Here is a 24,974-nt window from a genome sequence, read left to right as displayed (position 1 = left end):
CATGGCGGGTGAATCCGGGGTTCCCGACGGCGGCGCGAGTGCGACACCGGAGGTGTTGGCGCTGGCCAAGGTCGTCTCCAGGCTGCGCGCCGAGGTGGTGGACCTGGAGGGACTGGCCTCGATGACGGCCGTCGTGGAGCGGGCCAAGGGCGTGCTCATGGCCCAGGAAGGCGTCACGGCCGACACCGCGAACCGGCTGCTGCTGGAGCGCGCCGCGGAGCACCGCCGCACCCTCCTGGAAGAGTGCTGGCTCACCCTGGGTCGCGCGACCGGCGCGGGCCCGGCGGCGCCGCCGGCGCAGGCGGTACCGGGCGCCGGGGCCGTGCCCACCCTCCCGCAGGAGCCGGGCCCCTCACCCTTCGACACCGGCCGCTACGTCGTCGCCGACGGCGGCCGTCCGACCGGGCGCCGCACGGTCCTCGCGGCCCTGGCCCGGTCCCTGGCCGGCGCCCGCACCCCGATCGAGACCGCCCGGCGGTTGTACGAGGCGCTGGCGGACGCCGAGGACGTCGGCGCGGTGATGATCTACACCGTGACCACCGCCGGCAGCCTGAAGCTGATCGGGCACGCGGGGGTCGACGACGCGATGGCCGAGCAGTGGAGCCACGTCCCGCCGCTCAGCGGGATCGCCGCGATGGAGGCCATCGAGGCCCGGGAAGCGGTGTGGCTCGAAGATCCGGATCTGGACGCGGCCCGGTACCTGCTGATCGGGGAGCCGCCCGAGCGGTGGCCCTCGCGCGCCTGGTTGCCCGTACCCGGGTACGGAGCGGGGACGGCGGTCGTCGGGTTCTTCCGCACCCGGCGGGGCCCCTTCACCGCCGGTACCCGGACCCTGCTCAGGCGGGCCGTCCGACTGTGCGGCGGACTCCTGCACGAGGGCGAGGCGGTCCGGGGGAGCCTGCCGCTCCACGCGGACGTCGAAGCGATCCAGACGATCTTCGACGCCATGTCCGGACCGGTCGTCCTGCTCAGCCCGCTGCGCGGGCGGACGGGGGAGGTGGAGGACTACCGGATCGACGCCGCCTCGCCGCAGTCGGTGGACGTCGCGGGGCGCCACGGCAAGGAGTTGGTCGGCCGGCGGGTGCTGGAGACCTACCCCACCGTCGCGGGCACCGCGCTGTGGGAGGGGTACCTGGACGCGCTGACCCTGGGCACGGCCTACGAGGGCGAGCCCTTCCTGTACGAGGACGTGAGCGCCGGAGTCCCCCAGCGGTCCACCTACTCGGTGCGCGCCACCAGACTGGGCGAGCGCCTGGTGGTGACCTGGATCCGGCACGACACCACCGACCGCGAGACGCGCCGGCTGGACGACCTCCAGCGACTCGGCAACCTCGGCTGGGCGAGCTGGAACCTGCTGACCGACACCATCGCCTGGTCCGACCAGGTCTACGCCGTCTTCGGCCGCGATCCCGCCCTGGGGCCCATGCGGTTGGAGGAGCTGCCCGAGCATCTGCTCCCGGAGGACCTGCCCGCGCTGGGCGCGGCCGTGCAGCGGCTGCTGGGCGACGGCACGGCCATCGACCAGTACTTCCGGATCGCCGCGCCGGACGGCCTGCGGTACCTGCGGATCGTCGCGGAGGCCCAACGGGACGCGGACGGAAGCCCGTTGGAGGTGCACGGCTTCTTCCAGGACCTGACCGCGCTACGGGGCGCCGAAATGGCCCTGCGCGAGAGCGAACGCGCCAACCTCGTCCAGCGCGGCACCCTCAAGGCCGAACGGGCGCTGGGGGCAAGCCTCCAGGACACCCTGCTGCCGATCCCCGAGCAGTCGCTGGAACTGGCCGGTCTGCGCGTCGACGTGGCCTACCTGCCCGCCGACAGCGGTCTGAACGTCGGTGGCGACTGGTACTCGGCGATCGAACTACCGGACAAGAGCGCGCTGTTCGTCGTCGGAGACGTCGCGGGCCACGGTCTGGCGGCCGTGGGCACGATGGCCCAACTGCGCTTCACCGCCAAGGGCATGACCATCACCGGATCGCCCCTGCCCGACGCGCTCGCCCGACTCAACGCCCTGCTGCTCCACACCGCCACGGACACCCACAGCGCCACCGCCACCATGGTCATGGGGCGCTACCAGCCCTGGGACCACCGGCTGACCTGGGTGCGGGCGGGCCACCTCCCGCCGCTGCTGATCCGCGACGGCACGGCCACCTTCCTGCCGCAGCCGCAGGGCACCCTCCTCGGCGCCGCGTTCGGCTCCTCGTACGGGCAGGAGGTGACGGACCTGCTACCCGGCGACCACCTGCTCTTCTACACGGACGGCCTGGTGGAGGAGCCGGGCGAGGACATCGGGGCGGGCCTCGCCCAGCTCGCCGAGACGGCCCTGCGGCTCGTGCGGGAAGGGCGCAGCGGCGCCCTGGCCACGGCCCTCGCGGGCCTGCGCCACGGGCACCGCGACGACATCTGCGTCCTGGAGATCTACGTCCCCCCGCGTCCCGATCCGACCGGGCCGGTGTAGCGGCAGCCGGAGCGGGCAGGCGCGCACGGGGACCGCCGGCGGGCCGCGGTCCCGGGTGCGAAGGAGGACGCCGTCATGGCGGCCGATCGTAAGGAGACGGAGGCGGAGCGGGCCGACCGCCGCTGGAACGAGACGCTCCAAGAGGTACGGGTCGCACAGACCGGGGCGCAGATCCTCTTCGGCTTCCTGCTGAGCGTCGCCTTCATGCCGGCTTTCCACGAGCTGGCCGCCTTCGACCGGACGCTGTACGTCGTCACGGTCACGCTGGGCGCCCTGGCGACCGGAACCCTGATCGCTCCCGTCGCCTACCACCGGATGCTGGCCGGCCAGCACCTCAAGCCGCAACTCGTCGACGCGGCGGGCCATTTGGTCTCCGTGGGCATCGTGCTGCTCGCGCTGACCGTCACCTCGGCCGTGCTCCTGCTGCTCCGCGTCGCCACCACGCACTGGATCGCCTGGCCGCTGACCGGCTTCGTCACGGGCTGGTTCGTCATCTGCTGGCTGCTGCTGCCGTTCCTGCTCCTGCGCAGGAGGGGCAAGGGCGACCGGTGACGCGCCGCGTTCGCCGCCCGACGGCAGCCGTCGTACCGCGCACGAGATGAAGGGGTACGGGAACTTCGGCTCGAAGCCGGAGGGCGGGACCCCCTCCGACGCACCGTGACGGACGGCCGCCCGGACGAATGGGACGGGAAGCACGGGGCAGGGGCGCAGTGAGAGGTACGGATGCGGCGGCCCGGAGCTCCGGGCGGCGCACGATCCACACCAAACGTGAAGGAGGCCACCATGGCCGACAAGGGAACCGCGGACAAGGCGAAGGGCAAGGCCAAGGAGGCCGCCGGCAAGGTCACCGGCAATGAACGGCTGACCGCCGAAGGCAAGATCGACCAGGCCAAGGGCGAGGCGAAGAAGACCATGTCCGATGCCAAGGACGCCCTCCAGGGCAAGCACCGCAAGGGCTGATCCGACCCCGGACCACGCCCCGGGCTCCCCGCCGACCGGCGGGGAGCCCGGCGGTGCGCGCGCCCGATAGCCTGGGCGGATGCTGTCCGAAGTGATCGCGACCCGCTACGTCACGCCCTTGCGCGAGGGCGGCTCGCTGCCGGGGATCGTCGAAGCCGACGATCTCGGCACCTACGTCATGAAGTTCACCGGAGCCGGCCAGGGCCGCAAGACCCTGGTCGCCGAAGTCGTCTGCGGGCGCCTCGCCCAGCGGCTGGGGCTGCGCGTCCCACCGCTCGTGCAGATGCAGCTCGACCCCGTCATCGGGCTCGGCGAGCCCGACCAGGAGGTCCAGGAGCTGCTCAAGGCCAGCGGCGGACTCAATCTCGGGATGGACTACCTGCCCGGGTCGATCGGCTTCGACCCGCTGGCCTACCAGGTGGATCCGGCCGAGGCGGGCCGCGTCGTCTGGTTCGACGCCCTGATCAACAACGTCGACCGGTCCTGGCGCAACCCGAACATGCTGGTCTGGCACGGGGACCTGTGGCTCATCGACCACGGCGCCACGATGATCTGGCACCACAACTGGCCGACCGCGACCGCCGCGGCGGCCAAGCCGTACAACGCCTCCGACCACGTCCTGGCCCCGGTCGGCCCGGACATCGCTGCCGCCGCCGCCGAGCTGGCCCCCCTCGTCACGCGGGAGCTGCTCACCGAGGTCGCGGCCGACGTCCCGGACGAGTGGCTGGTCGACGAGCCGGGCTTCGAGTCCACCGACGCCGTGCGCCGCGCCTACGTGGACGCCCTGCTGCCGCGCGCCGCGACGATCCACGAGCGGATCACCATGGAGGCCGAGGTGAAGGTCCGCAGCGGGCCTCCCGGCTGGCTCGCCGAACGCCTTGCCCCCCTGCCCCACGACAAGAAGAGCGACAGCCGGTGACCGAGCGGTACGTGTTCGAATACGCGCTGGTGCGCGTGGTGCCCCGGATGGAGCGCGGGGAGTGCTTCAACGCCGGGGTCATCCTCTACTGCCGGGCGCACTCGTACGTCGCCGCGCGCGTCCACCTGGACGAGGCGAAGCTCCTCGCCCTGGACCCCGAGGCCGACGTGGCCGGGGTGCGGGCCGCCCTGCGCGGGGTCGCGGGCGTGTGCGCGGGCGGGGACGCCGCCGGGCAGGCCGCGGGCGACGACGCCGGGCGGCGCTTCCGCTGGCTGATCGCCCCGCGCAGCACCGTCGTACAGCCCGGTCCGGTGCACACCGGGCTGACGGCCGACCCGGAGGCGGAGCTGGCCCGGCTGCTGGAGCTGCTGGTGTACTGACCGCGCCCGGTGGGTTTCCGGTCACGGCACCAGGAGCCCCGGCGCCCGGTGGCGTTGACACCGGGTGCCGGGGCTCCTAGCGTCTCTTCAGCCGAAGCTACTAAGCGGTTGCTCACCCAGGGGGGCGCCGCCGACAGGGCATCCCCAGCGCGAGGAGAACCAGCATGTCCACCACCGAGCAGCGCGTCGCCATCGTCACCGGGGCGGCCCGGGGCATCGGCGCGGCCACCGCCGTGCGCCTGGCCGCCGAGGGCCGGGCCGTCGCCGTCCTCGACCTCGACGAGGACTCCTGCAAGGACACCGTGGAGGCGATCACGGCCGCGGGCGGCAAGGCCGTCGCGATCGGCTGCGACGTGTCGGACAGCGCCCAGGTGGAGGCGGCGGTGGAGCGGATCGCGAGCACGCTCGGCGCGCCGACCGTCCTGGTCAACAACGCGGGCGTGCTCCGCGACAACCTGCTCTTCAAGATGAGCGACACCGACTGGGACACCGTCATGAACGTGCACCTGCGCGGTGCGTTCCTGATGGCCCGCGCCTGTCAGAAGTACATGGTGGAGGCCAAGTTCGGCCGCATCGTCAACCTCTCCAGCAGCTCGGCCCTGGGCAACCGAGGCCAGGCCAACTACGCGGCGGCCAAGGCGGGCCTCCAGGGCTTCACCAAGACGCTGGCCTTCGAGCTCGGCAAGTTCGGCGTCACGGCCAACGCCGTGGCCCCCGGGTTCATCGTCACCGAGATGACCGCGCAGACGGCCGCCCGCATCGGCATGGGCTTCGAGGAGTTCCAGGCCGCCGCCGCCACCCAGATCCCCGTGCAGCGCGTCGGCCGTCCGCAGGACATCGCCAACGCCATCGCCTTCTTCACCGGCGAGGCCGCGGGCTTCGTCTCGGGCCAGGTCATGTACGTGGCCGGCGGCCCCCTCAACTGACGAGAGGCAGGGCGTACGTCATGACGTACAACGGCATCGACAGCGGCAAGGTCGCGCTGATCACCGGAGCCAGCCGGGGCATCGGCTACGGCGTCGCGGAGGCCCTGGTCGCCCGCGGCGACCGGGTCTGCATCACCGGCCGCAACGAGGACACCCTCAAGGAGGCCGTCGAGCGGCTCGGCGCGGACCGGGTGATCGGGGTCGCGGGCAAGGCGCACGACGAGGAGCACCAGGCGGTCGCCGTCGAGCGCACGATGGAGGCCTTCGGGCGGGTCGACTTCCTCGTGAACAACGCGGGCACCAATCCGGTCTTCGGCCCGATCGCGGACCTGGACCTCGGGGTCGCCCGCAAGGTCTTCGAGACGAACGTGATCTCGGCGCTCGGCTTCGCCCAGCGGACCTGGCACGCCTGGCAGAAGGACCACGGCGGCGCGATCGTGAACATCGCCTCCATCGCCGGCGTGTCCGCCTCGCCCTTCATCGGGGCGTACGGGATGAGCAAGGCCGCGATGATCAACCTGACCCTCCAGCTCGCCCACGAGATGGCCCCCGGGGTCCGGGTGAACGCCATCGCGCCCGCGGTGGTCAAGACGAAGTTCGCGCAGGCCCTCTACGAGGGGCGCGAGCAGGAGGCGGCGGCGGCCTATCCGCTCGGCCGGCTCGGCGTGCCCTCGGACATCGGCGGCGCCGCCGCATTCCTCACCTCGGCGCAAGCGGAATGGATTACCGGGCAGACTCTGGTCGTCGACGGAGGAATTTTTCTGAATGCCGGTGTCGGCTGACCGATAACCGGACGGATGCGCTCCCGGCCGGGTGGTAAATGCATATCGAATATGCATGGAACCGGTCAAGTGCCCCACGGAACCTCCTTATTGGATCCGTGGGGCACTGCGGTAGGGTCTGCCGCACCCCTGGCCGATCGAGGAGCGTGCACGTGTTCAACCGGACCAGATGCCTGCAGATCACTGCGGCCCTTGCGTCCATATCCCTGCTCGCCGGCTGCGGGCTGATTTCGGATTCGAGCGCAGATCAGACAAAAAGAATCGTCGTGGGTACGACGAGCGCGCCGAGCAACCTTGATCCCGCGGCGGCCTGGGACGGCTCATGGGAGCTTTACCGGAACGTCTATCAGACACTCCTGGCATTTCCCACGGGAAGTACCAAACCGCAGCCCGACGCCGCGCAGAGCTGCGAGTTCACCGACTCCGCCAACGAGGCCTACCGCTGCACCCTGCGCAAGGGCCTGAAGTTCTCCGACGGCGAGGCGCTCGACGCCAAGGCCGTCAAGCACTCCCTCGACCGGATCCGCAAGATCGGCTCCAAGGTCGGCCCCAAGGACCTCTTCGGCAGCCTCGACCGGATCGAGACCCCGGACCCGCTGACGGTCGTCTTCCAGCTGAAGACCCCCGACGCGACCTTCCCCTTCGTGCTCGGCTCGCCCGCCGCCTCGCTCGTGGCCCCCAACGAGTACCCGGCCGACAAGGTCCGCAAGGACGGCAAGGTCACCGGCTCCGGGCCCTACGTCCTCGACTCCTACAAGGAGGGCTCCGAGGCGGTCCTGACGAGCTACGGCAACTACCAGGGCTTCGCGCAGAGCAAGAACAACGGCGTGACCATCCGCTACTTCCCGGACTCCAAGAAGATGGTCGCGGCGCTCAAGGACAAGCAGATCGACGCGACCTACCGCGGCCTCTCCGCGGACGAGATCAAGGACCTGCAGAGCCCCGCCTCGCACGCCGCGGGCATCCAGGTCGTCGACAACGTCGGCGCCGAGATCCGCTACCTGGTCTTCAACCCGAAGGACCCGGCGGTCGCCAAGCTCCCCGTCCGCGAGGCCATCGCCCAGGTCGTCGACCGCGGAGCGCTCGTCGCCAAGGTCTACCAGGGCACCGCGGAACCGCTGTACTCGATGGTCCCCAAGGGCGTCGTGGGCCACAAGACGCCCTTCTACGACCGCTTCGGCCAGCCGGACGTCGACAAGGCCAAGAAGCTCCTCCAGAAGGCGGAGATCGCGACGCCGGTGCCGCTCACCTTCTGGTACACCACCGACCGCTACGGCTCCTCCACCGCGCCGGAGTTCGCCGAGCTCAAGCGGCAGCTGGACGCGAGCGGCCTCTTCAACATCACCCTGCGCGGCAAGCCCTGGAAGGAGTTCCAGGAGGGCTACAAGGGCGGCGAGTACCCGGTCTTCGGCCGCGGCTGGTTCCCCGACTTCCCGGACCCCGACAACTTCATCGCGCCGTTCGTCGGCAAGGAGAACGCGGTCGGCACGCCCTACGAGAACCCCGAGATCCTCACCGACCTGCTCCCCAAGTCCCGGCGCGAGAGCGACCGCTCGGCGGTCACGCGCGAGTTCGAGCGGGCGCAGCAGATCTTCTCCGAGGACGTCCGACTGCTGCCCCTGTGGCAGGGCAAGCTGTACGTCGCCGCGCGCGACGACATCGCCGGCGGGGAGCGGGCGCTGGACCCGCAGACCGCCATGCAGATGTGGGAACTGTCCCGCAAGACCAGCTGGTAGCGCGGGAACGGGGCGGCCGGGTCCGTTGTCAGTGGGTGCCGGTAGGTTCTGGAGCAGTTGCACGAACGCGTACCGGAGGTTGTCGACGTGACCCAGCTGCTGCCCGAGTCCTGGCTGCCCGTCCTCGGTGAGGAACTGGACAAGCCCTACTTCAGCGAACTCCTGGAGTTCGTGGAGAAGGAGCGGGCCGACGGACCGGTCTACCCGCCGCGCGAGCAGGTCTTCGCGGCGCTGGAGGCCACGCCGTTCGACCAGGTGAAGGTGCTGGTGCTCGGCCAGGACCCCTACCACGGCGCCGGCCAGGGCCACGGGCTGTGCTTCTCGGTACAGCCCGGCGTGCGGACCCCGCCCTCCCTGCGCAACATCTACAAGGAGATGAAGGAGGAGCTGGGCCTGCCCGTCCCGGACAACGGCTACCTGATGCCGTGGGCCGAGCAGGGCGTCCTGCTGCTCAACGCGGTGCTGACCGTCCGCGAGGCCGAGCCCAACTCGCACAAGGGCAAGGGCTGGGAGAAGTTCACCGACGCGGTGATCCGCGCGGTCGCCGCCCGGCCCGACCCGGCCGTCTTCGTCCTGTGGGGGGCCTACGCGCAGAAGAAGCTCCCGCTGATCGACGAGGAGCGCCACGCGGTCGTCAAGGGCGCCCACCCCTCGCCGCTGTCGGCGAAGAAGTTCTTCGGCTCCCGCCCCTTCACGCAGATCGACGAGGCCGTCGCCGCCCAGGGCCATGAGCCGATCGACTGGCGGATCCCGAACCTGGGCTGACGCCCGACCGCGCCTCGGCGCCATTGCGGCCCGCTCCGGCTAGCTTCTGGATGATCGGACCGCAGCGGGTCCGACCAGGAAGCCGGAGGCCGCATTGACCGAGCAGCAGCAGGAGGCGTCGGAGGACGCCGTCATGACCAGGATCGGCCAGGCGATCATCCTGCTGCACGCCGGAGACCGGGAAGAGGCGCGCAACCGTCTCGGTGACATCTGGAACGAGATCGGCGAGGAGGGCCCCGCCCTCCACCGCTGCACCCTCGCGCACTACATGGCCGACGCCCAGGACGACCCGGCCGACGAACTCGCCTGGGACCTGCGGGCGCTGAACGCCGCCGACGGGCTGCGGCAGGAACCCATCCCCCTGCCCCTGCCGCAGCCGCACTCGGCCGTGCGGGTCTTCTACCCGTCCCTGCACCTGAACCTGGCGGCCGACTACGTCAAGCTGAGCCGCCCCGAGGCGGCCCGGATCCACCTGGCCCGGGCCAGGGCGGCCACCGGCGCGCTCGCCGACGACGGGTACGGGGACGGCGTACGGGCGGCCATCTCGCGGCTCGAACTGCGCCTCGGGACGGGACCGGACGCGGGTCCCCGCGCCACCCCCTTCCCCGGCCAGCAGTAGGGGCAGCGCCGCCCGCGGCGCCCGCACGGCTCGCGCCCGCGGCGGAGCGACACGGGTCGCTCCCGCAGCGGATCAACCGCCGTGGACGCCCCCGCAGATCCTGGCCTCCGGACTGTCCGGCTGCCAACCGCCGTGCCTGCGGCCCAGCGCGCACACGTCGGCGGGCCGCACCGGAAGGGCGGGCATCAGCTGCCGCTCCAACTCCGCCTGCGGCCCCTGCTCCGCGCCGCCGTGGCCGTGCCCGCGCCCGTGGTGGCGCACGGCGGGCCCGGACGGCGGGCGGGCGGGCTCCGGAATGTCCGGCACCGGGGGCGCCGCCTCCGCGGGCCCCCGCTCCGGCCGGGCCGCACCGCCCGGCGTGCTCCGCTGCGCCGCGCCGCCCGCCGCGGCCTGCGGCTGCCCGCGCCCGGCCGGGACGGCCTTCAGCGCCTCCAGGGCGGGGGCCATGACGACCACCGGCGCGGCCCCCGGGCCGCCGTGCGGATCGTGCTGCTGGTGCGGGGGCGGCGGCTCGGCGGACGCGGCCCCGGCGGGCTGCGGCGCGTGGGGACTCACGCTCACGCAGCCGGAGACGGCCGAGACCGCACAGGCGACTCCGAGGAGCAGTTTTGTCGTGGTTCGGGTTGGATGCACCCGCGCAACTCTGCTGTGTGAACACCCGGTTGCGAAAACCCGCGGGCGATATTCACCCCGCACGGGTGACAGCTACTGGCCGGTTGCCACTCGGCCGCGCGGCCGCGTCACTCGCCCGTCGCCCCGTCGATGTGCTCCCGCAACAGGTCCGCGTGCCCGTTGTGGCGCGCGTACTCCTCGATCATGTGGGTGTAGACCCAGCGCAGGTTGAACTGCTCGCCGCTGCGGCTGCTGCGTCCGATCGACACCGCGTCGAGCGAACGGCCCGCCGCCGCCTGCCGGGCGCGCTCGATCTCCTCGCGCCAGATCTGCTCGGCCTCGTCCCAGGTGTCCTCCTCGGTGAGGTGGAACTCGGCGTCCGGGTCCTCCTCCGTGCAGTAGAGGTCCTCCAGGTCCTCGCCCAGGGTGATCTCCCGGAACCAGTACCGCTCCACCTCCGACATGTGCCGTACGAGCCCCAGCAGGCTCAGCCCGGACGGCTCCAGCGGGGTCCGCCGCAACTGCTCGTCGGTCAGGCCCGCGCACTTCCAGGCCAGGGTGGCCCGGTGGAAGTCGAGCCACCCGTCCAGCATGTCCCGCTCGTTGGCGGTGGTGGAGGGTTCGGTGCGGTCGGTCGTAGGAGTGCTCATGATCCGATACTGGCCGACGGAGGCCCCTCCCACCAGGTATTAAGCTGCGGGCGGTACTGGACGGAACGAACGAGGAGGAACCCCGTGAAGGTCGCATGCATCGGACTCGGTGACATCGCCCAGAAGGCGTACCTGCCCGTCCTCACCGCACGCCCGGAGGTCGAACTCCACCTCCAGACCCGCACGCCGGCCACCTTGGAGCGGATCGGGGCCCTGCACCACGTCCCGGCGGCGCGCCGCCACACCGACCTCGACGACCTGCTCGCGCAGGGCCTCGACGCCGCCTTCGTGCACGCCCCGACCGCGGTCCACCCCGAGATCGTCGCGCGGCTCCTGGAGGCCGGGGTCGCGACGTACGTGGACAAGCCGCTCGCCTACGAGTTGGCCGCCTCCCGGCACCTGGTCGAGCTCGCCGAGGAACGCGGCGTCTCGCTGGCCGTCGGCTTCAACCGCCGGCACGCGCCCGGCTACGTGCAGTGCGCCGACCACCCGCGCGAGCTGATCCTGATGCAGAAGAACCGGGTCGGCCTGCCCGAGGACCCCCGCACCCTGGTCCTCGACGACTTCATCCACGTCGTGGACACCCTGCGCTTCCTGCTGCCGGGCGAGGCCGACCACGTCGACGTACGGGCCGTGGTCCGCGAGGGCCTCATGCACCAGGTGGTGCTCCAGCTCTCCGGCGCCGGCTTCACCGCGCTCGGCATCATGAACCGGCTCTCCGGCTCCACCGAGGAGGTCCTGGAGGTCTCCGGGCAGGACACCAAGCGGCAGGTGGTCAATCTGGCCGAGATCATCGACCACAAGGGCCAGCCCACCACGCGGCGGCGCGGGGACTGGGTGACGGTCGCCCGCCAGCGCGGCATCGAGCAGGTCGTGGACTCCTTCCTGGAAGCCGTCGCGGCGGGCCGCACGCTCAGCGCCCGGGACGCCCTGCTCACCCACGAGCTGTGCGAGCGCGTGGTGCTCTCGGCTCTGGAACAGGCCTCCTGAGCGAGCCGCCGCGCAGCGCGCGCACGCCCTCGCCCGCGCAGTACACCGCCAGCGCGCCGAGGGCCGCGGCCACCGGCCAGTCGCCGAAGCGCACGTAGAGGGTGGTGCCCCGGGCCAGCGGCACCTCGTACACCTGCGCCGCGGAGGCGGAGCCGGGCAGCGGCGGCCCGACGAGCTCGCCCGACGGGCCGTGCACCTCGCTGATGCCGGTGAGGGTGGCGTGCACCGTCGGCCTGCCGTTCTCGGCGGCGCGCAGCGCCCCCAGCGACGCGTGCTGCGCCGGGGCCCAGCTGCCCTGGAAGGTGGCGGTCGAGGACTGGTCGACCAGCAGGGCCGCGCCCTCGCGGGTGAGGTGGCGGCTCATGTCGGGGAACGCCGACTCGAAGCAGACCAGCGGCCCGATCCGGACCCCCGCCCCCGCGGCCGCGCCGGGCAGCTCCATCACCACCGGGGCGTTGCCCGGACGCCGGTCCTCCGTGGCGGCCTTGCCCGCCGAGGTCGCCCAGCCGAGCAGCGCCCGCGCCGGTATGTACTCGCCGAAGGGGACCAGCCGCATCTTGTCGTAGCGCTCACCGGTCGGCCCCCGCGGACCCACCAGCACCGCGCTCTTGTAGATGCCGGGCGCGCCGCCGCTCCCGTCGGCGGTGCGCCGCGCGTCCACATTGACCAGCAGGGGCGCCCCGACCCGCGCCGACAGGTCCGCGAGCCGCCGGGCCAGGTCGGGCCGCGCGGCCAGGTCGGCGCCGACGCTGCTCTCGCCCCACACCACCAGGTCGAGGCGCCGCCCGACCAGTTGCCGGGTCAGCCGCTCGCCGGTGGCGAACCGCTGCTCGATGCCCGCGGCGGCCCCCTGCGGGCCGATCTGCACGACCGCCACCCGCAGCTGACCGGCGGGGGTCGGCCCGGGCAGCCACAGCCACACCGCGCCGGTGAGCAGCGCGCATCCGCTCACCCCGGCCGCCGCCGGGATCCGCGCGGCGGGCGCCGCGACCAGCAGCACCAGCGCGCAGTTCACCGCGACGATCAGCAGGCTGAGCAGCCACACCCCGCCCACGGAGGCCAGCCGCAGCGCCGGCGCCACCTGCCACTGGCTCGCCCCGAGCAGCCCCCACGGCCCGCCGAGCCCCTGCCACGACCGCAGCAGCTCCGACAGCAACCAGCCCGCCGGTACGAGCACCAGCGCGGCGCTCGCCCGCCCCGCGGCCACGGCTCCGCCGAGCAACCGCCGTACCAGCAGCCCCCAGGGGATCCACAGCACGCCGAGCAGCGCGGCCAGCGGGAAGAGGAACACGTGCAGGCTGGGCAGCAGCCAGTGGTGGACCGCCAGGATGAAGCCGGCGCCCCCGAGCCACCCCACCAGGGCGGCCCGCCGCCCGGTCGGCGCCGCGCGCAGCAACAGCATCCAGGGCACCAGGGCCACGTACGCGAACCACCAGAGCGCGGGCGCGGGGAAGGACAGGGCGGGCAGTGCCCCGGCCGGTACGGCGGCCACCGCGTGCCACCACCGGGGCCGGTCGGTCAGCATGGCGCGCCTCCGCTTCCAGTGTGCGGCCGCCGGTCCCGGGTGGACAGGCGGGCCGCCGTATCAGGCGGACAGGTGGCGCCACTTCTCGTGGACCGTGACGCCGGTCAGGCGCCACCCGTCGCGGGTGCGGGCGAGCACGAAGGTGTAGCGCCCGGCGGCCACGAAGTTCGGCGCCGTGCTGCCGGCATCGGAGTCTTCCCCGGCCAGCCGCATCGGATTCAGGAAGTCCGCCTTCACTTCGGCGCGGTCACCGGCCGAGCCGTCCAGGGTCTCCAGGTCGATCCGCCGGTTGACGATCAGGTGCTGGCGCACGGGGAAGAGCCGCATCGTCTCCTCCAGCCACGCCGCGACCTCGTGGACCGGCCCCTCGATCCCGCCCGCCGAGCTGTAGTCCGCCCGCCCCGCCGCGGTGAACAGGGCCCGGTACGCCGCCCAGTCGCCGTCGTCCACCGCCACCGCGTACCCGGTCACCACGGCATCGATCGCCAGCCGGTCCATCACCGTCGCGAGTTCCACACGCTGCGTCATCGGGTCAGTGTGGGACAGCGGGCCCGCGAGTCCAAGGCGCCCGGCACTACTTTCGGAACACGCCCCGGATCCGCGGGCGGGCCGCTCAGTGACCGGAGCGCGCCTCCCGCTGCCTGACCACGACGAGGAACGCGTCGCTGGCGAGGTCCATGACGACCTCGGCCGCGATCCCCTCGTGCTTGCGCTGGGCGGCGTACTCCTCGGCCGGCCAGCTTCCCCACGGACTTCCGGCCGGAAAACGCTCCAGCACCACTCGCTTCATGGCTGCGCACCCCCTGCTGTGTCACCGTTCCTCCAGGCACAACGACGCGGGGGCCGCACGGGAACGTTCCCGTGCGGCCCCCGCGTGCGGGTGCGCGGTGCGTCAGCCGGCGGACTCGCCCGCGTGCGGGCTCAGCACACCCATGCCGATCAGCACGAACAGCACGATGCCCAGCAGGATCCGGTAGATCACGAAGGGCATGAAGCTCTTCGTCGTGATGAACTTCATGAACCAGGCGATCACGGCGTAGCCGACCACGAAGGCGATGACCGTCGCGAAGATCGTCGGACCCCAGGAGACGTGCCCCTCGCCGAGGTCCTTCAACTCCATGCCGCCCGAGGCCAGTACGGCCGGGATGGCGAGGAGGAAGGAGTAACGGGCCGCCGCCTCGCGGGTGTAGCCCATCAGCAGACCGCCGGAGATGGTCGCACCGGAGCGGGAGACGCCCGGGATCAGCGCCATCGCCTGCGCGACACCGAAGATCAGACCGTCCTTGACGCCCAGTTCCTTGAGCGACTTGCGCTGCTTGACGACCCGGTGCTTGCCGCCCTTCTCGTCGCGCGAGGCCAGCCAGTCGGCGAAGCCGAGGACGATGCCCATCACGATCAAGGTCGTGGCGATCAGCCGCAGATCACGGAACGGGCCTTCGATCTGGTCCTTCAGCGAGATGCCGAGGACGCCGATCGGGATCGAGCCCACGATGACCAGCCAGCCCATCTGGGCGTCGTGGTCCGAGCGCAGCGCCTTGTTCGTCAGGGAACGGAACCAGGCGGAGATGATCCGCGCGATGTCCTTGCGGAAGTAGATCAGCACGGCGGTCTCGGTGCCGATCTGGGTGATGGCGGTGAACGCCGCTCCGGGATCGTGCCAGCCGGCGAACGCCGCGGTCAGCCGCAGGTGGGCACTGGAGGAGATCGGGAGGAACTCCGTGAGGCCCTGGACGAGACCGAGGATTAGGGATTCGAACCAGCTCATGTCGGGGTGCGCTCGTCCTTGTGATCGTCGGGAAGTTCGCGTCCGATGCTAGGGCGTCCGGGTGACCCCGCCGACCACTGGGGTCTGCTGTGGCGTCAGGCCGCTCGTAGGGGGCGCAGCCAGCTTGTGCCTCTTGCGCCACGCGACGGCCGCGGCGAGCGCTCCGGAGACGGTGATGAAGCCCAGCGAGGCCAGGAAGACGGGCGAGGTGGGCGAGGAGGCGCTGCCCCCGGCGATCACGTAGGCCGCCGTGTTCGGGACGGTGCCGAGCGCCGTCGCCAGCAGGAACGGAACCCAGCCGCAGCGCGAGATCGCGGCGATGTAGTTGGCGGCCGCGAAGGGCACCCCGGGGAAGATCCGCACCGCCAGCATCGAGCGGAACCCGTGCCTGCTGAGCTGCCCGTCCGCCGCCAGCAGCCAGCGCCCGCGCAGCAGCGGCCGCAGCGCCCGCTGTCCCATGGCACGGCCCAGCCCGAATGCCACGGCGGCGCCGAGCACCGTGCCGCCCACGGCGGCCACCAGGCCGAACTGCGCGCCGAAGACCGCTCCCGCGGCCAGGTTCAGCAGCGGGCGCGGCACGAACGCCGCTGTGCACAGTCCGTACACCACCGCGAACAACAGGACCGCCGTGCCCAGCGGGAGCGAACCGGTCCAGCCCTGCGACAGCATCCGCTGGGGCTCGAACAGCAGCACGCACACGCCGGCCGCCACCAGCAGCACGACGAGCAGGGCCAGCCGGAACCAGGGCGCCAGAAGCAGGGGGGACATCCGCCGAGACTAACCGACGGGCCCGTCGGGGCGCCGTGATCCGGACCTCATGCGGCGGAGCGACCCGGGCCCCCGGGCATCGCGCGCGGCGCGCTCGCGGACGCCCCGCCGGAGCGCGGGGCCGTTCGACGCGGCGCCCCGTTGTCGCGGGACCGTTAATTCGTTCGACGCGGTGGCGGCGCTGCGACAGGATCGGTCCCATGTTCCGGCACCCCTTCCCCGCAGCGCCGTCCGCAGTCGCGGACGCGCCGAAGGCTGCCGTCGTGGACATCGCACCCCCCGCAGCGGACGTCGCATCCGCACTCCCGGCGCCCTTCGGCGGCGCACGAAGCTGACCCTTCCCGGATCGTCCGGCGGACCCCGCAGGGGGAGGGTCGGCAGGATCCAGGGGTCCCGTTCAGGCTTCCGGTCACCTTCGGTCACCGGACAACGCGAAAACGGGAAACAGTCATGGCCAAGACGGCCTTCGTGCGGACCAAGCCGCACCTCAACATCGGCACCATGGGTCACGTCGACCACGGCAAGACCACCCTCACCGCCGCCATCACCAAGGTCCTCGCCGAGCGCGGGGGAGCGTCCTACGTGCCCTTCGACCGGATCGACCGGGCGCCGGAGGAGGCGCGGCGCGGGATCACCATCAACCTCTCGCACGTCGAGTACGAGACGGACACCCGCCACTACGCCCACGTCGACATGCCCGGTCACGCCGACTACGTGAAGAACATGGTGACCGGCGCGGCCCAGCTCGACGGCGCGATCCTCGTCGTCTCCGCGCTGGACGGGGTCATGCCGCAGACCGCCGAGCACGTACTGCTCGCCCGCCAGGTCGGCGTCGACCACATCGTCGTCGCCCTCAACAAGGCCGACGCCGGGGACCCCGAGCTGATCGACCTGGTCGAGCTGGAGGTCCGGGAGCTGCTGAGCGCCAACGGGTACGGGGGCGACACCGCCCCCGTGGTCCGGGTCTCCGGACTGGGGGCGCTGGAGGGCGACCCGCGATGGACCGGGGCGGTGCTGGCGCTGCTGGACGCCGTGGACACCTACGTACCGATGCCGGTGCGCTACACGGACGCGCCGTTCCTGCTGCCGGTGGAGAACGTCCTGACCATCACCGGGCGGGGCACGGTCGTCACCGGCGCCATCGAGCGCGGCACCGTCCGCACGGGCGACCGGGTCGCGCTGCTCGGCGCCGCCGGGGAGCCGGTCGAGACGGTGGTCACCGGCCTGGAGACCTTCGGCAAGCCGATGGACTCCGCCGAGGCCGGGGACAACGTCGCCCTGCTGCTGCGCGGCGTGCACCGCGACGGGATCCGCCGCGGTGACGTGGTCGCCGCCCCGGGCAGCGTGGTGCCGCGCCGGCGCTTCACCGCGCAGGTGTACGTCCTGTCCGCCCGGGAGGGCGGCCGGACCACGCCACTGGCCAGCGGATACCGGCCACAGTTCTACGTCCGCACCGCCGACGTGGTGGGGGACGTGGACCTGGGCGAGGCGGCGCTCGCCCGGCCGGGGGAGACGGTCGCCATGACCGTCGAGCTGGGCCGGGACGTGCCGCTGGAGGCGGGGCTCGGCTTCGCCATCCGTGAGGGCGGGCGGACGGTCGGCGCCGGAACGGTGACGTCCGTTCTCGGCTGACCCGAAGGTCACCGTGGTGACGGCGGCCCGCCTGCGGCAGACTGCCGTCACCACACACGGATGAGCGGGGGCTGCGATGAGCGGCGAGACGGCGCTGGTGCTCGGCGGCGGGGGCCTGACCGGGGTCGGCTGGGAAGCCGGGATCATCTACGGGCTCGCCGAGGCGGGCATCGACCTGTCCGCCGCGGAACTCGTCGTCGGCACCTCCGCGGGCTCCGTCGTCGGCGCCCAGCTGACCTCGGGCCTGCTGACCCCGCGCGAGCTGTACGAGCGCCAGCTCGCCGGAGCGGGCGGCGAGATCCCGGCCAAGATGGGCGCCGGGCTCGTCGCCCGCTACGCCGTCGCCATGATGCGGGCCAGGGACGCCACGGCCTACCGGCGCCGGGTCGGCGAGATCGCGCTGGCCGCCGACACCGGGGACGAGCGGGCCCGGCGCAAGGTGCTGGAAGCGCGGCTGGTCTCCCACCAGTGGCCCGAGCGGCGGTTCGTGGTCACCGCGGTGGACGCACGGACCGGGGCCGCCGCCGACTTCGACCGGCACAGCGGGGTCGGCCTCGTCGACGCCGTCTCGGCGAGCTGCGCGGTGCCGGGGGTGTGGCCCCCGGTGAGCGTCGGGGAGCGGCGCTACGTCGACGGGGGCGTGCGGTCGGCCGCCAACGCGGACGTGGCGACGGGCTACCGGCGCGTGGTGGTCCTCGCGCCCATGGCCATGGGCACCGGGGTCTCGCCCTCGCCCGGCACGCAGGTCGAACGGCTGCGCGCGGACGGGTCCAAGGTGCTGCTGATCACCCCGTCCGCCGAGGCCCGCAAGGTCTTCGGGCGCAACGTGCTGGACCCGGCCCGGCGGGCCCCGGCGGCCCGGGCGGGCCTTGCGCAGGCCGCCGCGCACGCGGCCGAGGCCGCGGCCGTCTGGACCCACTGAGCTGCCCGACAATGGTGGGGTGGACGACGAACAGATCCCGGTGATCCGGGACGTGGGCCAGGGCACCGCCAGGTTGATGCCGGACGTGGACCGGCGGCGGGCCTGGCTGCTGACGGTGGACGGGGCCCCGCAGTCGTACGTGGACCTCGACGATCCGCACCACCTGGAATTCGAGTACGTGCGCCGGCTCGCGCACGTGCTGGACTGCGCGGCCGGCCCGGGCGAGCCGCTGGACGTGCTGCACCTCGGCGGCGGCGCGCTGACGCTGCCCCGCTACGCCGCCGCCACCCGGCCGGGCTCCCGGCAGCAGGTCGTCGACTTCGACCGGGAGCTGCTGGAGCTGGTCGCCGAGCACCTGCCGCTGCCCGCGCGGGCCGGCATCGAGCTGCACGCGGCCGACGCGCGGGCCTGGCTGGAAGCCGCGCCCGCGGCCAGCGCGGACGTACTGGTGGCCGACGTGTTCGGGGGCTCGCGGGTGCCGGCCCAGCTGACCTCGGTGGAGTACGCGCGCGAGGCGGCCCGGGTACTGCGGCCCGGCGGTACCTACGTGGCCAATCTGGCCGACGGGGCGCCCTTCGCGTTCCTGCGCGGGCAGCTGGCGAACTTCGCCACGGTCTTCCCGCAGCTGGCGCTGATCGCGGAACCGGGGGTGCTGCGCGGACGCCGCTTCGGCAACGCCGTGCTGGTGGGCTCCGCCCGGGAGCTGCCGGTGGCGGCCCTGGCGCGGGCGTGCGCGGCGGACGCGTTCCCGGCCCGGGTGGAGTACGGGGCGGGGGTGGCGAAGCTGGCCGGACGGGCCGCGGTCGTGCGGGACGCCGATGCGGTGGCCTCGCCGGAACCGCCCGAGGGAGCCTTCAGCATCGGCTGATCCCGAGGCCCTAGGGGGCGTCGACCGGAGCCTTGACCAGGGGGGTGCTCCCGCCCACCGGCTCGGCGGGCCCGCCCGGGAGCGCGGGCACCGTTTTGCGGGTCAGCCGGCGGACGTCGGGGACGGTGAGGACGGCGGCCGTCACGATGACGACCAGGGCCGCACAGCCCCAGAGCGCGTTGGTGCGCCCGACGGCCGATTCGACCGGACCCGCGAGGGCGGTGGCGACGGGCAGCATCGAGATCGAGCCGAACCAGTCGTAGGCGGAGACCCGGGAGAACTTCTCCTCCGGGATCTCCTGGTGCATCGTGGTCATCCAGTTGACGCCGAACACCTCGATGGCCAGCCCGCTGACCAGCATCACCACGCACAGCCCCCAGGTCGGCAGCGGGACCGCCAACCCCGCCGACGGCAGCGCCAGCGGGAACACGCAGAGCGTGCCCACCAGCAGCAGCCGGCGCGGCTTCCACATCATCATCAGGACGGCTCCGCCCAGCGTGCCGACCCCGAAGGCGGCCAGGGCCAACCCCCAGGGGGCCGGACCGCCCAGGTGCTCCCGGGCGACCAGCGGCCCGTAGACCGCCTCGGCCGCGCCGACGACGGCGACGACGACGGAGAACTGGAGCACGATGCTCCACAGCCAGGGGCGGCTGCGGAACTCCACCCAGCCGTCGCGCAGGTCGCCCACCAGGCTGCCGCCGGGTTCCCTGGGGGCGATGTGACGGACGTCGAGGAAGGCGCGCAGGGCTCCCGCCAGCGCGAAGGCGACCGCGTCGACCGCGAGGACCCAGCCGGGGCCCATCGCGGCGATCATGGCCCCGCCGAGGGCGGCGCCGCCGATGCCCGCGCCGTTCACCGCCATCCGGAAGAGCGCGAAGGCCCGGTTCGCGTGCTCGCCCGAGACGCTGGAGAGCAGCATGCCCTCGGCGGCCGGGCTGAAGAAGGCGGTTCCGGTGCCGCACAGCGCGGTGAGCAGCATCATCTGCCACAGCTGCGGGTCCCCGGAGAGGACGAGCACGGCGAAGGCGCCCTGCGAGACGCAGTTGAGGGCGTTGGCCGCCACCATCACCCGGTGGCGCGGTATCCGGTCGGCGATGGCGCCGCCGATGAGCAGGAAGAGGACCAGGGGGAGCGTACGGGCGGCGGTCACCAGACCGACGTCCCCGCTGGAGCCGCCCGCCTCCAGCACGGCGAAGGCGGACGCGATGAGCGCGCCGTTGCTGCCGAGGTTGGTCACCACCGCCGCGCCGGTCAGCAACGTGTAGTTGCGTCCCGCCCAGGCGGGGCGGCGACGGCGCGCGGACGGGGGGCCGGGGGCGGGGCGGGAGCTCACCCCCGGACTATCCCCGCCCCGGACCGGGAATCCAAACGGATTAACGGTCCGGGGACGGGGGAGCGGGAGGTCATCCCGTGGTGAGCCGGACCGAGCTGAGGATCTTCTCGTAGACCTCGGGCTTGACCTCGTCGGGGACGTTCGCCGGGCCGTAGAGCACCCAGCTGGAGAAGTCGCCGTTGGTGGTCTTGAAGCTGAAGGCGATGGACTTGCCGTCGGTGTCGCACTTGTCCTTCTTGGGCAGGCCGCTGACGGTCGCGGTGTCCATGTGCCCCTTGAGGCCGGAGAGGGTCGTGTACTCCTTGGCCGTGCCCACCTTGACGGTGCCCTTGGGCGCCTTCTGCGCGTAGGCGGCGAAGACCCAGTTGCCGGCCTCGTTGTAGGCCGCCTCGGCGGTGTCCTTGGCGCCCTGGCCGCCCTTGGTGCCGGTGGTGGCCAGGGCGGTGGACTCCTCCTTGCCGTTCTTGTCGGAGTCGACCTTGCACCACTCGCCCTTGTACTCCGCGGGCGCGGACATGCTCAGGAGCGGCGAGCCGTCGTTCTTGGAGTCGTCGGTGATGCCGTAGGTCATGCCCGAGCCGTCGACCTTCCAGTCCGCCGGGACGTCGAAGGCGGTCCCGTACTTCGGGTTGACGACCACCTTCCAGCCCGGGATCACGGGGGCGACGTCGCCGCCCGCGCGCGGGTTGCCGGTCGGCGCGGCCGGCGGGACCGGGGCGGGGGAGCTGGCGGCGGGCTTGTCGTCGGCCACGTCCTTCTTGGCGTTGTCGTCCCTCGTCAGCACGAAGGCTCCGGTGACGGCCGCGGCCACCACGACCGCGGAGGCGGCCACGATGGCGACGGTCTTCGTCGCGAAGGGGCTCGACCCCTTGCCCCCTCGCGCGGGCTCCTGCGGGTGGGGCGGTGCCTGCCCCCACGGCTGGGTCGGCGGGGGCTGTTGGTAGCCCGGCTGCGGGTACCCGTAGCCGGGCTGCTGCTCCGCGTACCCCGGCTGCTGGTACGGATTCGGCTGTCCCGGCTGTTGCTGGTACGGGTTGTTCTGCGCGTCCTGCGCGTTCTGCTCGCCCCCGGGCGGCTGCTGCTGTCCTGGCCACATGGCCGGTAACGATAGTGGGAGCGGGACGCGGGAACCACGTCCGGTCCCGTTACGGCTCTGGTCAAGCCCATCTACTCGTGGGTAACATCGCTCGTCATGAGCGCAGAACAGATGAACGTGGGCGAACTGCTCGCCGCGACGGTGCCGATGGCCCGGACCCTGAACCTCCAGTTCCTGGAGAGCACCCCCGAGCGCGCGGTCGTCCGCCTGCCCGACCAGAGCGACTTCCACAACCACGTCGGCGGCCCGCACGCCGGTGCCATGTTCACCCTCGCCGAGTCCGCGAGCGGCGCGATCGTGCTGGCGGCCTTCGGGGAGCAGCTCTCCCGCGCCGTCCCGCTCGCCGTCCGGGCCGAGATCGGCTACAAGAAGCTGGCCAAGGGCGTCGTCACGGCCACCGCCACCCTCGGCCGCCCGGCGGCCGACGTGATCGCCGAACTCGACGCGGGCGGCCGCCCCGAGTTCCCCGTGACCATCGCCATCCAGCGCGAGGACGAGGCCGTGACCGGCGAGATGACGGTCGTCTGGACGCTGCGCCCCAACGCCTGAGTCCCGGGCCCCACGCGCACCCCGGGTGCGTCCCATCAGTGGAAGGCCGCCCCGCCGAGGGCGCGTCCCGGCGGGGCCGGGGGACGCGTGGCGCACAGTGGGCCGGGGCGGTCCGGCGCGGGCCGCCCCGCCCACTGCCGCTTCCAGGGAGCCCCCATGAGCGAGGCCGTGTCCCGCCGTACCGCCATCCGGCTGCTGGGCGCGGCGGGCGCCGCCCTCGGTGCGGGCGGCTGCGTCCCCCAGGTGCCCCCGCGCGCGGGGGCCCGCACGGCCGCCCGGGCGAGCGCGGCCGGCGCCACCGCCCGGCCCGGCGCCGGCGCGCGGGTGGACGCGCTGCTGGAGCGGCTGACCCTGGAGGAGAAGACCACGCTGCTGCACGGCGCCGTGGACCCCGCCCCGCTCGGTCAGGCGGGCTACGTGCCCGGCGTACCGCGCCTGGGCATCCCGCCGCTGCGGCTCGCCGACGGACCGGCCGGAGTACGGGTGGCCCGCCCGGCGACCGCGCTGCCCGCGCCCGTCATGCTGGCGAGCGCCTTCGACCCCGCCCTCGCCCGCGCCTACGGCCGCGTCATCGGCCGCGAGGGCCGCGCGCTGGGCCAGGACGTGCTGCTGTCGCCCATGGTCAACCTCATCCGCACCCCCTACGCCGGCCGCAACTTCGAGACCTACTCCGAAGACCCGCGGCTGACCGCCGACCTGGTCGCGGAGGTGGTCCGCGGCATCCAGGACGAAGGGCTGATCGCCACCGTCAAGCACTTCGCCCTCAACAACCAGGAGAAGGGCCGCGACACCGTCGACGCGGTCGCCACCGAACAGACCCTGCACGAGACGGAGCTGCGCGGCTTCGAGGCCGCCGTCGCGGCCGGCGCGGGCTCGGTGATGGGCGCGTACAACAAGGTCAACGGCACCTACGCCTGCGAGAACAAGCCGCTGCTCAACGAACTGCTGCGCGGGCGCTGGGGGTTCGACGGCTGGGTGATGTCCGACTGGCAGGCCACTCACAGCACCGTCGCGGCCGTCACCGCGGGCCTCGACATGGAGATGCCCGCCGGTACCCACTTCGGCGAGCCGCTGCGCGAGGCCGTGCGCGCCGGATCCGTGCCCGAGCACGCCGTGGACCTCGCGGTGCGCCGGGTGCTCAGCACCATGGACCGCTTCGGCCTGCTGGAGGCGTCCCCCGCGCCCCGCCCGGCCCGCGATCCCGCCGCCGGCGCCGCGGTCGCCCGTCAGGTCGCGGTCGCCGGCGCGGTCCTGCTGCGCAACGAGAAGGCGGCCCTGCCGCTCACCGGGGCCGCCGCCCGCTCCCTCGCCGTCATCGGGCCCACCGGCCAGGTGCCCTTCGTCAGCGGCGGCGGCAGCGCCCACGTCGTCCCCGACCGGGACCGGGCCGCGAGCCCGCTGGCCGCGATCCGCACCCGCGCCGGCAAGGGGGCCGAGGTCCGCCACGCCCTCGGCGAGGACCTGTACGGGCGCCCGCTGCCCGCGGGCCTGTTGACCCCGGCGCCCGCCCTGGACGACCAGGTCGTGGACGCGGGCAAGGAGCACCACTACGAGGGCGCCTTCACGCTCCGCGAGGCCGACGAGTGGACCCTGCTCGTCCACTACACCGGCAAGCGGCCCGACGTGCGGCTCGACGGCGAGGAGGTCTTCCCCGTCCAGCAGGGCGTGGCCGAGTACTTCGTGGGCGGTCTGCTCGGCGCCGCCCCCGACGGGCTCACCGTGCGCCGCCGTACGCTCGCCCTCGCGCCCGGGACCCACAAGCTCACCGTCGGCGCCCACGGCGGCGACCGGGGCGCGCGCTTCCGGCTGCGCCACACCACCCGGGCGACCCGGGCCGCCGACGTGGCCGAGGCGGTACGGGTGGCCGCGGCGGCCCACAGCGTGGTCCTGTTCGCCTACGAGGACGCCACCGAGGGCGGCGACCGGACCGGCCTGGGCCTGCCCGGCGGCCAGGCACGGCTCATCGAGGCGGTCGCCGCGGCCAACCCGCGCACCACCGTGGTCCTCAACACGTCCTCCTCGACCGCCATGCCCTGGCTCGCGCGGACCGCGGCCGTGCTGCAGATGTACTACCCGGGCCAGGAGGGCGCGGGCGCCACCGCCGCCGTGCTCTTCGGCGACGCCGACCCCGGCGGGCGGCTCACCCAGACCTTCCCCGCCGACGAGCGCGCCACCCCGGTCGGCGCGGACCCGGTGCGCTACCCGGGGGTCGGCGGGCGCCAGGAGTACAGCGAGGGCGTCCACGTGGGCCACCGCTGGTACGACGCGGAGCGGGTGGCCCCGCTCTTCCCCTTCGGCCACGGCCTCTCGTACACCACCTGGCAGTACGAGAAGCTGACCGTGCGGCCCCGGGGCACCGGGCTGCGGGTGGAGTTCACCGTGCGCAACACCGGCCGCCGCGCGGGCACGGACGTGGCGCAGGTGTACCTCGGCCCCTCGCCGGACCTCACGCTCGACCAGCCCGTCCGCGCCCTGGCCGGCTACCGGCGGATCAGCCTCGCCCCCGGCCGCTCCCAGCGGATCGCCGTCGACCTCGACGCCCGCACGCTGTCCTCCTGGGACCCCGGTCCGCACGCCTGGGTGGTGGGCACCGGACGGCGGGAGGTGTGGGTGGGGCGCTCCTCGCGGGAACTGCCCCTGAGGGCGGCCGCGGTGGTGCGCGCGGCGGGCCGGTAGGCTGGCGGGTCGGTGCGCCACAGGGGGCGCGCCGACCACGCTG

Annotated in this window: 25 protein-coding genes; 16 read left to right on the top strand and 9 right to left on the bottom strand. The window is 73.3% G+C overall.

The features are described from left to right. Position 1: 1 nt before the first annotated feature. The 10 genes from ACIQWR_RS35960 to ACIQWR_RS35915 all read left to right on the top strand — a co-directional run bounded on the left by ACIQWR_RS35960 (position 2) and on the right by ACIQWR_RS35915 (position 9,545). Positions 2–2,458, top strand: a complete 2,457-nt coding sequence (locus ACIQWR_RS35960; RefSeq protein ID WP_404018586.1) for a SpoIIE family protein phosphatase — start codon at positions 2–4, stop codon at positions 2,456–2,458. Positions 2,459–2,533: 75 nt separating this feature from the next. After that, on the top strand, positions 2,534–3,010 hold the full coding sequence (locus ACIQWR_RS35955; protein ID WP_404018584.1) for a DUF6328 family protein: 477 nt from the start codon (positions 2,534–2,536) through the stop codon (positions 3,008–3,010). Between the two features lie 231 nt (positions 3,011–3,241). Beyond that, positions 3,242–3,418, top strand: coding sequence for a CsbD family protein (locus ACIQWR_RS35950; RefSeq protein ID WP_404018581.1), 177 nt, complete (start codon positions 3,242–3,244; stop codon positions 3,416–3,418). Between the two features lie 79 nt (positions 3,419–3,497). Next, positions 3,498–4,337: a HipA family kinase gene (locus tag ACIQWR_RS35945; protein WP_404018578.1), complete on the top strand. Its 840-nt coding sequence runs from the start codon at positions 3,498–3,500 to the stop codon at positions 4,335–4,337. Further along, positions 4,334–4,717, top strand: a complete 384-nt coding sequence (locus tag ACIQWR_RS35940; protein WP_404018575.1) for a DUF3037 domain-containing protein — start codon at positions 4,334–4,336, stop codon at positions 4,715–4,717. Before ACIQWR_RS35945 ends, ACIQWR_RS35940 begins: the two co-directional genes overlap by 4 nt. A 164-nt stretch (positions 4,718–4,881) precedes the next feature. Continuing rightward, the gene (fabG, locus tag ACIQWR_RS35935; RefSeq protein WP_404018572.1) at positions 4,882–5,643 is read left to right on the top strand and encodes a 3-oxoacyl-ACP reductase FabG; all 762 of its coding nucleotides are present in this window, start codon (positions 4,882–4,884) and stop codon (positions 5,641–5,643) included. A 20-nt stretch (positions 5,644–5,663) separates the two neighbouring features. Then, a complete protein-coding gene (locus ACIQWR_RS35930; RefSeq protein WP_354381997.1) occupies positions 5,664–6,425 on the top strand; it encodes an SDR family oxidoreductase in 762 nt (253 codons plus the stop codon). Between the two features lie 152 nt (positions 6,426–6,577). Beyond that, positions 6,578–8,161, top strand: a complete 1,584-nt coding sequence (locus ACIQWR_RS35925) for an ABC transporter substrate-binding protein (RefSeq protein ID WP_404018569.1) — start codon at positions 6,578–6,580, stop codon at positions 8,159–8,161. Between the two features lie 87 nt (positions 8,162–8,248). After that, positions 8,249–8,926: a uracil-DNA glycosylase gene (locus ACIQWR_RS35920; RefSeq protein WP_404018567.1), complete on the top strand. Its 678-nt coding sequence runs from the start codon at positions 8,249–8,251 to the stop codon at positions 8,924–8,926. Between the two features lie 133 nt (positions 8,927–9,059). Then, positions 9,060–9,545, top strand: a complete 486-nt coding sequence (locus ACIQWR_RS35915) for a hypothetical protein (RefSeq protein ID WP_404018686.1) — start codon at positions 9,060–9,062, stop codon at positions 9,543–9,545. A 72-nt stretch (positions 9,546–9,617) separates the two neighbouring features. Here the strand turns inward: ACIQWR_RS35915 and ACIQWR_RS35910 are convergent, their stop codons facing one another. Together ACIQWR_RS35910 and ACIQWR_RS35905 are read right to left on the bottom strand one after the other, a co-directional pair. After that, entirely contained in the window at positions 9,618–10,178 is a 561-nt protein-coding gene (locus ACIQWR_RS35910) for a hypothetical protein (RefSeq protein WP_404018565.1), read from the bottom strand. A gap of 107 nt (positions 10,179–10,285) precedes the next feature. Further along, a complete protein-coding gene (locus ACIQWR_RS35905) occupies positions 10,286–10,807 on the bottom strand; it encodes a DinB family protein (protein ID WP_404018562.1) in 522 nt (173 codons plus the stop codon). A gap of 84 nt (positions 10,808–10,891) precedes the next feature. Between ACIQWR_RS35905 and ACIQWR_RS35900 the strand changes: the two genes are divergently transcribed. Beyond that, entirely contained in the window at positions 10,892–11,797 is a 906-nt protein-coding gene (locus ACIQWR_RS35900) for a Gfo/Idh/MocA family protein (protein ID WP_404018560.1), read from the top strand. On the opposite strand, the gene lnt is transcribed toward ACIQWR_RS35900, so the two are convergent. The 5 genes from lnt to ACIQWR_RS35875 form a co-directional block, all read right to left on the bottom strand. Further along, on the bottom strand, positions 11,742–13,322 hold the full coding sequence (gene lnt / locus ACIQWR_RS35895; protein WP_404018557.1) for an apolipoprotein N-acyltransferase: 1,581 nt from the start codon (positions 13,320–13,322) through the stop codon (positions 11,742–11,744). The genes ACIQWR_RS35900 and lnt overlap by 56 nt on opposite strands. Before the next feature lie 60 nt (positions 13,323–13,382). Continuing rightward, complete coding sequence (locus tag ACIQWR_RS35890; protein ID WP_404018555.1) at positions 13,383–13,850, bottom strand: nuclear transport factor 2 family protein; 468 nt, start codon at positions 13,848–13,850, stop codon at positions 13,383–13,385. An 85-nt stretch (positions 13,851–13,935) separates the two neighbouring features. Continuing rightward, positions 13,936–14,112, bottom strand: coding sequence for a hypothetical protein (locus ACIQWR_RS35885; protein WP_354381988.1), 177 nt, complete (start codon positions 14,110–14,112; stop codon positions 13,936–13,938). A 102-nt stretch (positions 14,113–14,214) separates the two neighbouring features. Next, positions 14,215–15,087: an undecaprenyl-diphosphate phosphatase gene (locus ACIQWR_RS35880; RefSeq protein WP_399258979.1), complete on the bottom strand. Its 873-nt coding sequence runs from the start codon at positions 15,085–15,087 to the stop codon at positions 14,215–14,217. Between the two features lie 48 nt (positions 15,088–15,135). Continuing rightward, positions 15,136–15,855: a TVP38/TMEM64 family protein gene (locus ACIQWR_RS35875; RefSeq protein ID WP_404018552.1), complete on the bottom strand. Its 720-nt coding sequence runs from the start codon at positions 15,853–15,855 to the stop codon at positions 15,136–15,138. Between the two features lie 450 nt (positions 15,856–16,305). Between ACIQWR_RS35875 and tuf the strand changes: the two genes are divergently transcribed. The 3 genes from tuf to ACIQWR_RS35860 all read left to right on the top strand — a co-directional run bounded on the left by tuf (position 16,306) and on the right by ACIQWR_RS35860 (position 19,277). Beyond that, the gene (gene tuf, locus ACIQWR_RS35870) at positions 16,306–17,487 is read left to right on the top strand and encodes an elongation factor Tu (protein WP_404018549.1); all 1,182 of its coding nucleotides are present in this window, start codon (positions 16,306–16,308) and stop codon (positions 17,485–17,487) included. A gap of 76 nt (positions 17,488–17,563) precedes the next feature. Then, complete coding sequence (locus ACIQWR_RS35865; protein WP_404018547.1) at positions 17,564–18,409, top strand: patatin-like phospholipase family protein; 846 nt, start codon at positions 17,564–17,566, stop codon at positions 18,407–18,409. 76 nt (positions 18,410–18,485) lie between these two features. Next, on the top strand, positions 18,486–19,277 hold the full coding sequence (locus tag ACIQWR_RS35860; protein WP_404018684.1) for a spermidine synthase: 792 nt from the start codon (positions 18,486–18,488) through the stop codon (positions 19,275–19,277). Between the two features lie 10 nt (positions 19,278–19,287). Here the strand turns inward: ACIQWR_RS35860 and ACIQWR_RS35855 are convergent, their stop codons facing one another. Next, positions 19,288–20,610 carry an MFS transporter gene (locus ACIQWR_RS35855; protein WP_404018544.1) on the bottom strand — a complete coding sequence of 441 codons (1,323 nt, stop codon included), beginning with the start codon at positions 20,608–20,610 and terminating at the stop codon, positions 19,288–19,290. Positions 20,611–20,680: 70 nt separating this feature from the next. Beyond that, positions 20,681–21,706 (bottom strand): hypothetical protein, encoded by a 1,026-nt coding sequence (locus ACIQWR_RS35850; protein ID WP_404018541.1) that lies wholly within the window; start codon positions 21,704–21,706, stop codon positions 20,681–20,683. Positions 21,707–21,802: 96 nt separating this feature from the next. Here ACIQWR_RS35850 and ACIQWR_RS35845 point away from each other — a divergent pair, with 96 nt between their 5' ends. Together ACIQWR_RS35845 and ACIQWR_RS35840 are read left to right on the top strand one after the other, a co-directional pair. Beyond that, on the top strand, positions 21,803–22,255 hold the full coding sequence (locus tag ACIQWR_RS35845) for a DUF4442 domain-containing protein (protein ID WP_404018539.1): 453 nt from the start codon (positions 21,803–21,805) through the stop codon (positions 22,253–22,255). A gap of 156 nt (positions 22,256–22,411) precedes the next feature. Further along, the gene (locus ACIQWR_RS35840) at positions 22,412–24,931 is read left to right on the top strand and encodes a beta-glucosidase (RefSeq protein WP_404018536.1); all 2,520 of its coding nucleotides are present in this window, start codon (positions 22,412–22,414) and stop codon (positions 24,929–24,931) included. Positions 24,932–24,974: the final 43 nt, after the last annotated feature.

This window comes from Streptomyces sp. NPDC098789 (assembly GCF_044759975.1).
In the GTDB taxonomy this organism is placed as follows: Bacteria; Actinomycetota; Actinomycetes; order Streptomycetales; family Streptomycetaceae; genus Streptomyces.
The sequence above is the reverse complement of the archived record's forward strand: the minus strand, read 5'-3'. Positions and strand labels throughout refer to the sequence as shown.